This window comes from Marinicella gelatinilytica (assembly GCF_026410405.1).
GTDB classification, from domain to species: Bacteria; Pseudomonadota; Gammaproteobacteria; order Xanthomonadales; family Marinicellaceae; genus Marinicella; species Marinicella gelatinilytica.
Window position 1 is genome coordinate 20,845 of the sequence record NZ_JAPMLN010000006.1, and the last position, 11,990, is coordinate 32,834.

11 protein-coding genes are annotated in these 11,990 nt (G+C 41.3%); 2 read left to right on the forward strand and 9 right to left on the reverse strand.

Annotated elements, in window-relative coordinates:
- Positions 1-45 precede the first annotated feature (45 nt).
- From alaS to OS173_RS05250, 7 genes are all read right to left on the reverse strand, one after another.
- Positions 46-2,679, reverse strand: a complete 2,634-nt coding sequence (gene alaS, locus OS173_RS05220) for an alanine--tRNA ligase (protein ID WP_456085698.1) — start codon at positions 2,677-2,679, stop codon at positions 46-48.
- 63 nt (positions 2,680-2,742) lie between these two features.
- Entirely contained in the window at positions 2,743-3,513 is a 771-nt protein-coding gene (gene kdsB, locus OS173_RS05225) for a 3-deoxy-manno-octulosonate cytidylyltransferase (protein ID WP_267183215.1), read from the reverse strand.
- Positions 3,510-4,493, reverse strand: a complete 984-nt coding sequence (gene lpxK, locus OS173_RS05230; RefSeq protein WP_267183216.1) for a tetraacyldisaccharide 4'-kinase — start codon at positions 4,491-4,493, stop codon at positions 3,510-3,512. Before lpxK ends, kdsB begins: the two co-directional genes overlap by 4 nt.
- Before the next feature lie 7 nt (positions 4,494-4,500).
- On the reverse strand, positions 4,501-6,228 hold the full coding sequence (gene msbA, locus OS173_RS05235) for a lipid A export permease/ATP-binding protein MsbA (protein ID WP_267183217.1): 1,728 nt from the start codon (positions 6,226-6,228) through the stop codon (positions 4,501-4,503).
- A 101-nt stretch (positions 6,229-6,329) separates the two neighbouring features.
- Entirely contained in the window at positions 6,330-6,749 is a 420-nt protein-coding gene (locus tag OS173_RS05240; protein WP_267183218.1) for an ExbD/TolR family protein, read from the reverse strand.
- A complete protein-coding gene (locus OS173_RS05245) occupies positions 6,746-7,357 on the reverse strand; it encodes a MotA/TolQ/ExbB proton channel family protein (protein WP_267183219.1) in 612 nt (203 codons plus the stop codon). Before OS173_RS05245 ends, OS173_RS05240 begins: the two co-directional genes overlap by 4 nt.
- An 85-nt stretch (positions 7,358-7,442) precedes the next feature.
- Complete coding sequence (locus OS173_RS05250; protein WP_267183220.1) at positions 7,443-9,431, reverse strand: SDR family oxidoreductase; 1,989 nt, start codon at positions 9,429-9,431, stop codon at positions 7,443-7,445.
- 83 nt (positions 9,432-9,514) lie between these two features.
- Here OS173_RS05250 and OS173_RS05255 point away from each other — a divergent pair, with 83 nt between their 5' ends.
- Positions 9,515-9,772, forward strand: coding sequence for an acyl-CoA-binding protein (locus OS173_RS05255; protein ID WP_267183221.1), 258 nt, complete (start codon positions 9,515-9,517; stop codon positions 9,770-9,772).
- A 2-nt stretch (positions 9,773-9,774) separates the two neighbouring features.
- Complete coding sequence (locus OS173_RS05260) at positions 9,775-10,401, forward strand: TetR/AcrR family transcriptional regulator (protein ID WP_267183222.1); 627 nt, start codon at positions 9,775-9,777, stop codon at positions 10,399-10,401.
- Between the two features lie 11 nt (positions 10,402-10,412).
- Here the strand turns inward: OS173_RS05260 and OS173_RS05265 are convergent, their stop codons facing one another.
- Entirely contained in the window at positions 10,413-10,970 is a 558-nt protein-coding gene (locus OS173_RS05265) for a hypothetical protein (protein WP_267183223.1), read from the reverse strand.
- 101 nt (positions 10,971-11,071) lie between these two features.
- Positions 11,072-11,944 (reverse strand): DUF1684 domain-containing protein, encoded by an 873-nt coding sequence (locus OS173_RS05270; protein ID WP_267183224.1) that lies wholly within the window; start codon positions 11,942-11,944, stop codon positions 11,072-11,074.
- Between the last annotated feature and the right edge of the window lie 46 nt (positions 11,945-11,990).

Consider the following 11,990-nt stretch of genomic DNA (forward strand, 5'->3'; position numbering starts at 1 on the left):
GTCTAATTTGAAGCCCTATTTGAATTTTATTTTTAATCAGCTAAGTTAGTTTTCCTTGAATTGCTCTTTAACCACTTTTTGAATGGCTTGCTCGATGGTTTTCAGGTCTGCTTGACCGCCACCTTGAGCAAAGTCAGGACGTCCACCACCACGACCACCTATATGACTTAATATGGCTTTAACTAAGTCACCGGCCCGATATTCTTTGGTTAAACTTTTTGTCACCCCGACCATCAACTGAACCTTATCTTCATCCAACTGTGCAAAAATAACCACTCCCCGCTCATGTTGGCTTTTAAAACCATCTATGCCATCCCGTAAAGCACTGACATCGCCAGACTCAAATACTTGAGTCAGCAACCACATATCTCCAATTTGTCGAGCATGTTGTAATGCATCACTAACCGTATCGCCGGTCTGGCTTTTTTGAATTTGTGAAATTGTTTGCTGCAACTCTTTATTATGCAAAACCAAGCTTTCAACTTGGCCAACAATATTCTCCGGTTTTGACTTAATCAGTCGTGCAATGTTTTGAACCGCTTGTTGCTGCTTTTGAATCCATGCCAAGGCAGTTTCACCAGTCACCGCTTCGATGCGCCTAACACCCGAAGCCACCGCTGTTTCTAATGTGATTTTAAACAAGCCGATATCACCGGTGGCTTTAACGTGGGTACCGCCGCATAGTTCTACGGAATAACCACCAAAATCCATCACCCGGACATGTTCACCATATTTTTCTCCAAATAAAGCAACGGCGCCGTAATTAATGGCATCATCATAGGCCATATGTTGTTCTTGTGCCGGCAAATTATCACGAATCGCTTGATTAACCAATCGTTCGACACGAAAAAGTTGCTGCTGAGTTAAAGCCTCATCATGAGAAAAATCAAATCGTAATTTGTCGGCATTAACTAAAGACCCTTTCTGTTGTACATGCTCACCCAATTCAGCACGCAATACTTTATGTAATAAATGTGTTGCGGAATGGTTTAAAATAACTTGTTGCCGATGGCTTTGATCGACTTGGGTTTGTACAATCAATCCTTGTTTCAAGCCCCCTGCCATAACCTCCACAGCGTGAATATGATATTGACCGGCTGCTTTTTGAGTATCGGTCACACGCGCCTTACCAACATCGGCCATAAGCAATCCAATATCACCAACTTGTCCACCTGACTCTGCATAAAAAGGGGTTCGATTTAGAACCACCCAACCTTTTTCACCGGCCGCTAAATAATCACATTGCTGCCCGGACTCATCTGTCAAGAGCTCAATTTCACCGCTGTCCTGGTAACGATCATAGCCACTGAATTGCGTCGCCGAAAGCGTCTGAATTAAATCAGCTGGGATTTGATGTTGTTGCTTAAACTGCTTATGTGAGCGTGATCTTTTTTTCTGTGCTTCCATACACCGATTAAAACCCACCACGTCAACTGAACGGTTGTACTCTCGGGCTAAATCCTCTGTTAAATCCAATGGAAATCCAAAGGTATCATAGAGCTTAAAGGCGAGTTCGCCGGACACCGACTCATCAGGTGCTAAATCTGCAGTGGCTTTTGAAAACTCTTGCATGCCGGTACCCAGCGTTTCTGCAAACTGTTGCTCTTCCTTTTTTAATTGTTTTTCAATCAAATGCTGATTATCTGGTAACTCCGGATAATCTTCACCCATCTCACCGATTAAAGGTTGTACCATACGATAGAAAAATAGATTTTCAGCACCTAATTTATGACCATGTCGTGCGGCTCGACGAATAATTCGACGCAATACATAGCCACGACCTTCATTGGAAGGCAAAACACCATCAGCAATTAAAAAAGCACAGGTTCTGATATGGTCAGCAATCACCTTTAATGATGGGTTTGTTAAATCATCACAATCGGTTAGCTTGGCTGCAGCCTTGATTAAGTTTTGAAATAAATCAATGTCATAATTACTGTGTTTGCCTTGCAAAATAGCGGCAATTCGCTCTAACCCCATGCCGGTGTCAACACTGGGCTTCGGTAATGGCACCAATTCTCCGTCTGCCTGACGATCAAACTGCATAAAAACCAGGTTCCAAATCTCAATAAAGCGATCGCCGTCTTCTTCCGGTGAACCCGGAGGTCCGCCTGGCACATCCGAACCATGATCATAGAATATTTCGGTACAGGGCCCACAAGGACCGGTGTCGCCCATTTGCCAAAAATTATCTTTGGCACCAATTCTTAAAATCCGATCCATGGGCAGTCCAATGACTTCATGCCATATTTGTTCAGCTTCGTCATCCTCTTCAAAAACCGTTACCAACAGTTTTTCTTCCGGCAAATTGAGATCATTGGTTAGAAAATCCCAACTCAGCTCAATGGCTTTGCGCTTAAAGTAATCACCAAAACTAAAGTTACCCAACATTTCAAAAAAAGTATGGTGTCGAGCAGTATAACCAACCTGATCAAGGTCATTATGCTTGCCGCCCGCTCGCACGCAACGTTGGGAACTTACGGCGCGCACATAATCTCTTTTTTCAGCACCTAAAAAAACATCTTTAAACTGCACCATACCGGCATTAACAAACAACAGAGTCGGATCATTGGCAGGAATCAATGAGCTGCTTTTCACCACTTTATGATCGTGGCTTTTAAAGTAATCAAGAAATCGTGATCGTATTTTTCGGGTTGATAGCATGGTGGTTTTGGTCAAGAAATTAAGAAATAAATTTTAGGGTTTAGATGCCCATTATACAAGACTTCAGAGTGATAATTATTAACGCTGCGTTTTATCTTGTTCAAAGCGCATAACATCATCAGCCGTATCGATGCCATGTGGCATATCGCACACGGCCCGTGCCACCACGATTTGCTCACCGGCAGCCAAAGCCCGTAATTGTTCTAAAGATTCACATTGTTCAATTGCAGCTGGTTTTAAGCGACTAAATTGATGTAAGAATGCAACTTTATAAACATATAAACCTATGTGTCTTTTGAATGACACGTTTTCTGGCAGACGCTTGGCCTGCTGATTAAAGTGTTGCTGAGACCAAGGGATGGGTGCGCGACTAAAATACAAAGCCTGATGTCGGTCATTGGTCACCACTTTAACCACATTAGGATCAAACAAAGTATCTAAATTTGTAATTGGCTGATATAAAGTACCGATGGCAGCCTCTGGCGATTGCTGTATTAAATCCAAAACTTGTTGCACATTGTCTCGAGGTATATTCGGCTCATCGCCTTGATAATTGAGCACCCAGGTATCCGAAGACCAGTTTTTTATGGCCGCACACTCTGCGATTCGATCAGTACCTGTTAAGTGATTTTCAGCAGTCATTACCACATCGTACCCTGCGGTCTTTACACAATCAAAAATACGCGCATCATCGGTGGCCACAGTCACTTCTTTAGCACCCAACCGATGGGCAGATTCAACCGCTCTAAGAATGAGCTCTTTACCTTTTAACTTAATCAAGGGCTTACCGGGCAAACGACTAGATTGGTAGCGGGCCGGGATACATATAACAAACTCAAATGGTTTCATAACAACACCCGATTTAATAACGCATTAATGGCATCAGCGGTTTTTGCAGAAGGTTTAATTGTGGTTTTAACCACCCACACATCAGGGTGATTAATTAATGAACATTTCACCGCATCTTTTTCTGTTATCAGGGTTTTATATTGATCACTAAAATCAGCGTCGATAAAAACATGGTGATCAGCTTTAGGCTGCTTAACCACTGCCAAACCCTGACCAGACAACATTTTAAAAAAACCTTCTGGATTGGCAATACCGGCCATGGCGATTATTTTTTGGCTGCGCAAAGATTCAATGCTGCGGGTGGTTTTGGGCCTATTGAGCTGGTAAATACAATCAATTTGATGTTGATAGAATAAACCATCAGCAACTTCATCTTTATAAATCACCAAATCCACTTGTTTAAGGCGTTCAGGTTTTTCTCTTAAAGGTCCGGCGGGTATCAATCTCTCATTACCCAGTTGACGATCAGCATCAAGCATAACAATTTCAGCATCGCGCGCCATGGCATAATGTTGCAAGCCATCATCAGATAACACCACATTTACATGATGTTGACTGATTAAAGTCTTAACAGCTTGGCTACGACTTTTGGCCACCATAACCGGAATATTCAGGGTTTTGGCCATCAGTAGCGGCTCATCACCACTGGCCGCAGGGTCGGCGCCCGGTGTTACCAACATCGGTTCCACTTTACGTTTACCGCCATAACCGCGTGAAACTATACCCACACGAAGACCTTTGGCTTTCAACAATTCTGCTAAGTAAATAACCATAGGTGTCTTTCCACCACCACCAACAGTGATATTACCTACCACGATAACCGGTACCTTAAACTCATGGGTTTTCAGAATCTTTAACCGATAGAGCCACCGTCGAAAACCACTAAGTGATGCAAAAATTGCCGCCAAAAATCGGTAATATACAGCCGGTGTCCGATGACTGTACCAGCGCTGATTCCATTGTTCTTCCTTATGTTTCACGGTATTGTTATTGTTGTAGTTGTTGACTGTCAAGTAATTGCCGATAGGGTCCGGTTTGCTGACTTAAAGATTCATGACTGCCTTGCTGCACAATATGTCCTTGGTCTAAAACCACCACGTAATCCACATCTTCAATGGTCGATAAACGATGCGCAATAATTAATGTGGTTTTATCTTGCATGACTGTTTTAAGTGCCTTTTGAATGGCCTGTTCCGACTCGGTGTCTAAGGCAGAGGTGGCTTCATCTAAAATCAACAAGGGGGCATTTTTCAGTATGGCTCTGGCAATGGCGATGCGCTGTCGTTGCCCGCCGGATAAACCGGTACCATTTTCACCTAAAACAGTGTTAAAGCCCTGGGGTAATTGTTGAATAAATTCTAGCGCGTGGGCTTTGCGCGCAGCTTCAACAATGTCCTCATCAGAATGATTTCGTAAAGCGCCGTATGCAATGTTATTTTTGACAGTGTCATTAAATAAAATAATTTCTTGTGACACCACCGCTAAGTGGTCACGTAAACTGGCTAATGTGAAGTGCTCAACAGGTTGGTTATTAATTAAAAGTTTGCCCGAACTCACTTCATAAAATCGAGGTACCAAATTAACCAAACTGGTTTTACCGCCGCCGGAAGCACCCACAAATGCCACTTTATCACCCGGCTTTATATGTAAATTAATATTTTCTAGAGCCGTGGCTTCATGGTTATATGCAAAAGTAACGTCTTTAAATTTGATATCAATCTGCTTACTGGATAGTTGTTCAATGCCCTTGTCCTGTTCCGGTTTAGCGCTCACAATTTGCTGTACACTATCGGCAGCCGCCATGGTGGTTTGAATGGTGGCAAAAACAGTGGATAGGTTTTTAACGGTTGGCAATAACACCAGCATGGTTGACATAAATGACATAAAGTCCGCTGCCGGCATGCCGGTTTTAGCGGCAATATACATGATAACGGCCAAAGCCACAGCCACCGACATTAAGGTTATGGTTGATAACACCTCTTTGGTGGCAGCAATTTTAACCTGTAACTGACGATTGGTCTTTAAATTATGTTTAAACTTGGCCTGCTCCTGGTCTTCGCCATGAAATATTTTTACAATTTTATGACCTCGTATAACTTCTTCTGCGGTACTTGATAGATCAGACACGGAATCTTGAATACCATGTCCTATTCGCCGAAAGCGTTTATTAATCAGATAAACCACAGCACCAATCAACGGAAACACCACAAAGGCCACCAGCGCCAAGGTCCAAGAATAATAAAACATTACTAACAAATAAAAAACAATGGAGAGAAATTCTCGAATGATGATAACGAAATTTTTGGAAACACCATTGGCCATTTGCTCAATATCATAAATTAAGCGAGATAATAAACCACCAGTGGTGTGACGGTCATAAAATGATTGGGGCAATCGTAAATATTGAGCAAAAATTTGTTGCCGCAGATCATTGATGATTTGTCGCCCTACCCAGGTAAAACCGTATGCTGACATAAAATTACCAATACTGCGTATAAAAAATATGCCAATCACAAAAAACGGTATCCAAAAAACCCACTGGGGATCCTGGTTGTTAAATCCCTGTTCTAATATGGGTGATAACATCCACAAAAATAAAGCCTTCATGGCAGCATCAATGACAGCACCGAGCAAAGCCAAAAAGAAAACCAAACGATAGGGTTTTACATAGCGCAATAAACCACGATAAGTAACAGCAGAGTCTGCTTCAATCATATCAAAGACCTGTGTGTAAATTTTGGCCGCTGAGAATTTGACAGGTTTCTAAACAACCCGATTTTGGTTTTAATTTGAATCATGAATAATGCAAAGGCCTCTCAAGGCTGTTTATTTTCAGTGGTGGCGATGGCAATACCTTCAAAACCCAATTGACCTAAAACATCTAACACTGTGACCACATATTTATGCGACGCATTGGCATCGGCTTTCACCAAGACTTTCATATCACGGTCGTCACCGGCAATATCCACAAGTTGTTGTTGTAAGGCTTTGGCATCTTGGTTAGACAATTCACGGTCATTAATATAATAAGTACCTTTGGCGTTGATGGTAATGATTATATTTTGATTTTCACTGACAGTGGTCTGCTGTGAAGCTTCGGGTAACTCAATTTTTAATTTGCTTTGTTTTTCGAATGTGGTACTGACCATAAAAAAGATTAACAACAAAAACACCACATCAATCAATGACGTCAGATTAAGTCGTGAAGAATTATTATCTTCCGTGGAAAACTTCATGACTTTTCAGCCGGCGCCAAGTTATCAATTAACTGCATGACCTGCTGTTCCATAACAATGGTTTGATCAGCAATGCGGTTTTTGAAGTAACGGTAAAACAAAACCGTCGGAATGGCCACGATTAAACCGGCTGCGGTGGTGGTTAAGGCTTGCGATATACCACCGGCCAGCTGATTGGCGTCGCCGACACCAAACTCCATGATGCTGGCAAACACTTTCATCATGCCAATGACAGTTCCTAATAATCCCAACAAAGGCGCCACTTCGGCTATGGCTTGGAGCCAATGTAATGGTTTTTCCAGTTGATGAGAAACATGACGACCAGCATCTTCTACTGCCTCAATAATATCCGAGCGCTCTCGGTCACGTTGTTTGATGGCGGTTGCCATCAGATATCCCAAAGGAGAATTTCCGGCCAATCGTTCTACATGCGCCTCATCCAGTTGTTTTTTCTTGGCCCATTTAATGACATCATTGGCCAACTTATTAGGAATAATCTCTTTGTTGCGCAAACTCCAAAAACGTTCTGCCACAATCATCATGGCCAAAGCCATCAGCAACAATAAAAAAATCATTACCACACCGCCGCTGCTTACTATTTCAAACACGTGGACTCACTCCCAAAAAAGTTGCTTATTGTAACCATTAACATTTTAATTTTCTGTAAAAAACCAGTCACATCTCCATAATGCATCACCAGTGTACTCCACGCATCAGGCTGGCAAAGGCCATTTGTTCTGGTGACGGATCTTTCGCGGCACTTTCTTTTTCACCTAAGGCAGCAGAAGAATCAGGGAACATATTAAAAGCAGTATTCATCACCACTTCCATGGATTTTGGTGCCAGTGCATGCATAACCTGAGCAAAAACGCCCAAGCGGGTGGCAATTCTTTGTGGACGACGAATAATGGCGTCTTTAATAAAAAGTGCTGCTTCTTCAGGAGAAATGGTTGGCACTGAATTATACATTTTTGTCGGTGCTATCATGGGTGTTCTCACCAACGGCATATTAATGGTGGTGAAAGCCACATTAACATCATTATATTCCGCAGCTGCACAACGCGCAAATGCATCTAAGGCGGCTTTTGATGCCACATATGCCGAGAATCTTGGGGCGTTAGTTAATACGCCAATGGAGGATATATTAATAACGTGACCTAAACCACGTTCCGCCATACCCGGCAGAAAACCCATAATCAAACGCAAAGAACCAAAGTAGTTTAAGTCCATGGTACGTTCAAAATCATGAAACCGATCATAAGACAGCGCAATCGAGCGTCGAATAGAACGACCGGCATTATTAATTAATATATCAACACCACCTAACTCATTCACCACAGTTTGAACTAAGCCATTGGCTGATTTTTCATCAGATAAATCAGCACTGTAGACATGAACCTCATCGGCACCTGCTTGTTTAAGCTCTTTGGCAGTTTCTTTTAATTTATCGGCACCACGTGCAACAATAATCAATCTGGCGCCGGCTTCAGCTAACATCTGCGCCACTGCTAAGCCAATACCGGATGTGGCACCGGTAACCATAACTCGCTTACCTTTTACCCGACCGGACAACGATCGATCAATAAACAAATCAGGGTCTAAATGACGCTCCCAGTAATCCCAAAGTGCCCATGCATAATCCTTTAACTTAGGTAGTTTTATGCCCGATCCTTTCAAGGCTTTTTGGGTTTCTCGGTCATCAAACCGTGTTGGGTAATTTATAAAAGTAAGAATATCAGGTGGAATACCTAAATCATTGAGAATTTGAGTACGAATTCGTTTAACCGGAGACAGCATCATTAAACCCTGCTTGACTGCACCCGGAATAAAATTAAATACCCGTGCATCAATTCGCATATTCATTTGTGGGGCATTGGCTGCCTCTGCAAAAATATTTAACACCGTACCAATGCGTTTTGGTTTTGGATCCGTGATATGGAAACAGCCACCATCTAATCCTTTTTGATGCGCAATATGATCAATAACCGCCACCACATAGTCCACCGGAACCATGTTTAAGCGCCCACCCTCTATGCCCATCATCGGCATCCATTGCGGGAACGCTTTGCGCATTTTTTGAATTAATTTAAAGAAATAATAAGGGCCGTCAATTTTATCCATTTCACCGCTTTCTGAATGCCCCAAAACCATCGCCGGTCGATAAATCCTCACTGGTACTTTTTGTTGTTTTCTGACCACCGCTTCAGCAGCATGTTTGGTGCTGAAATAAGGATGTTCCAAACCTTCTGCCTCTTCAAACATGTCTTCTCTGAAAACACCCGGATAAAGACCCGCCACCGCAATGGATGAAATGTGGTGAAAACATGATACTTTTAGCTCAGCGGCTAAGTCCACCGCATTTTGTGTGCCAGCGACATTGGCTTGTTGTTGCACATCAAGTCCGGCACTCATGTCATAAATGGCTGCCAGATGAAAAAAGTGCTTTATGTTATTTGACAATGTGCTGATTTGTTTTGCGCTAAGGCCTAAGTTCTTTTTCGTTAAATCACCGGAGACAAGCTCAATCCGATCCATAGGCGCATCCATGTCTTTTAACATGGATTTAAGCTTGTTTTTGGAGCCGCTACGCACCAACAAATAAATTGTACCTGTACGATCAAATAATTTAGGCAGTAAAAATCGGCCAATAAAACCCGAGCCACCGGTAACAAAGTATGACATGACATGTTCTCCCGTTTTTATCATTGACCGATGCATAAAAATCGTGTCAAATAAAGATAACTTAATAATTTGATAATCATACCATGAGTGAATTAGATGATGCATTTGAGAAAGCGCAAATAGACGTAAAAAAATTACCCCGAAAACCCGATGACGACACTTTGCTAAAATTATATGCACTGTATAAACAGGGCTCTGTGGGCGATGTCAGTGGTGATAAGCCGGGTTTTTTTGATTTTGTGGGTGCTGCTAAATATGAAGCCTGGGAAAAGAACAAAGGCATGAGTCAAGATGAAGCCAAACAAAACTATATTAATTTAGTGAACAAACTCACGGCCTGAAAATGAACACCAAGGAACGTATCCTACTCACTGCATTAACACTATTTAATGAAGAAGGTGAGCCCAATGTAACCACCAATCACATTGCCGATGAAATGGATATCAGCCCCGGAAATTTATATTATCATTATAAAAGTAAGAACGATATTATTTGGCAGTTGTTCTTACGTTACGAAACTAAAATCCAGGACGTCTTAACGATTCCGGATGTTGAAAACACCACCATGAAAGACATGTGGTTGTATTTGAACCTGGTGTTTGATGTGATTGTGGAATACCGATTTTTATATCGTAACTTGATTCAATTAATGAATCGCATCGAATTTTTGAAACGCCACTTCAGACGAATTCTGGCACTCAAGTCACAAACAGCCTTACAAATTCTGCAACAACTGCAAAGCTTGGATATCCTTAAAGCAGATGCCGCCACTTGTGCTAACTTAGCGGATCAAATCGCCCTCACCGCCACTTTCTGGCTCAACTATTCAGTCGCTATTTTTGATGACGATTTTGATGAACAAAAGAAACTGTCCTACGGCATTTTTCATATACTACAAATGATTAGTCCATTTCTAGATGATCATCAAAAACAAATACTAAATCAATTGTCACATGAATTTTTAACCTGATTTATCTAAGTTTAGTTTGATGGATTCAAAAATTCATCTTCATTTATTGAATTCACACTGGCTATTTTAGTAGTATTTAATTGATAGTTTTTATTTAAAGACATTGGTACTTTACCGGGTGACAATCCACCGTTAATGATTTCGCTTATCATATTATTTGACAATGGGTTGTTATCAATAAGAGCCCTAATATAGACTTTCTGGCCTAATAACTCACTTTTCATCATTTCAATACCAGCATGCCCATAAGCAAAAACATATGTATCTCCGTCCTTTATTACAGCCCATGTTTCTTGTCTGTTTACATTAACTATTTCACCAGATAAATGAACATAAATAAAATTAATATTTTCAGGCCTAAGTTGTGAAAGAGCCATCATTTCCGAACTAATAAATTCACGGATTTCTAAACTTGATGAAGGTTTAACAGCCACATCCTCGAGAGCAATATGATGTTGTTGTTTTTCATTTGATTGTTTAGACTTAGCATCGGATGACACTGATTTTTCTTTTTCGCATCCAGCTAAAAATAGCAAACAAATGCTTATCACAGTAACAATACCTTTCATTTAATTTAACTCCAAGTGAGAAATGTAACCACAAAGGGCGACTATCTTAACCGATAACATTAAGTGCTGAACGCTTTAATTAAAGCCTCATTATTTATTCATCAATAAGGACCATCTCCGTATTTTTTTTCGCCGGCTTCAACGGCTGTTTTCAGGCGGTTTTGTAGTGGTGGTAAAGTGCATGTTGAATATGGGGTAAATGCACAAGGCGGATTATAAGCTTTGTTAAAATCCAACAACACTTTACCCTGATCATTGACCAAACCATCAGAATACAGAAACCGGCCTGGGCCGTAGGTTGAACGTCCATTGGTTTTGTCACCAAACACCAAGTAGTAACTATCTCCACCATTAAATGCATCTATGCTTAATTGCTCACCATTCAGAGTAAAATCAAGTCGGCCCGGTGATGGCTCATCGAACAATTGACCAAGAACATTCACAATTTGAATTATTTTAGCTGGTTCATAAGGTGTGAAATCCGCCCAAACTCGATAAGACTCTTGTTCAGGGAAATATTCCAAACCCTTGAATGCCAATCTTGTTGTTGCATTTGAATCCTTTATACGCAAGGCTTTCTTATGGCGCTCAATGACATGGAACTCATAACTGCCGACTTGAAAAATGGTTGTGTCTTGTTCATCTAAATCGGCATAAACAGGGATGGTCTTTGTCACTAATTGACCATTGGCAGTAACCTGTACACCTGTAAAAGGCGTAAAAGTAACTGTCTGATCAGTGTTTAAATTAAAGACACCTATATAATCAGGCCCTGTGGACAAGTGAATATCATTATCTGCGGCGGCACCAATGCGGTTATCACCTTGATACAACCATTCCATACCCACCAAAGAGAGCCAACCATGCGGCGCTCGTAAACCGTCTTCCCGAGCTTGTTTCCAGATCTGATAATCTTCACTGGCTTGTACACCACAAAACCCCAACAACATAATAAGTGACAGTATGATTTTCATGGTTTATTCCTTGTTTTTAATTAGACTTATCATAATAGAATTTTAT

Bases quoted from the DNA above. Each gene is read 5' to 3' on its own strand.
- kdsB (WP_267183215.1), bottom strand. From the start codon at position 3,513: ATGAAACCATTTGAGTTTGTTATATGTATCCCGGCCCGCTACCAATCT.
- msbA (WP_267183217.1), bottom strand. From the start codon at position 6,228: ATGATTGAAGCAGACTCTGCTGTTACTTATCGTGGTTTATTGCGCTAT.
- OS173_RS05240 (WP_267183218.1), bottom strand. From the start codon at position 6,749: ATGAAGTTTTCCACGGAAGATAATAATTCTTCACGACTTAATCTGACG.
- OS173_RS05250 (WP_267183220.1), bottom strand. From the start codon at position 9,431: ATGTCATACTTTGTTACCGGTGGCTCGGGTTTTATTGGCCGATTTTTA.
- OS173_RS05255 (WP_267183221.1), top strand. From the start codon at position 9,515: ATGAGTGAATTAGATGATGCATTTGAGAAAGCGCAAATAGACGTAAAA.
- OS173_RS05260 (WP_267183222.1), top strand. From the start codon at position 9,775: ATGAACACCAAGGAACGTATCCTACTCACTGCATTAACACTATTTAAT.
- OS173_RS05265 (WP_267183223.1), bottom strand. From the start codon at position 10,970: ATGAAAGGTATTGTTACTGTGATAAGCATTTGTTTGCTATTTTTAGCT.
- OS173_RS05270 (WP_267183224.1), bottom strand. From the start codon at position 11,944: ATGAAAATCATACTGTCACTTATTATGTTGTTGGGGTTTTGTGGTGTA.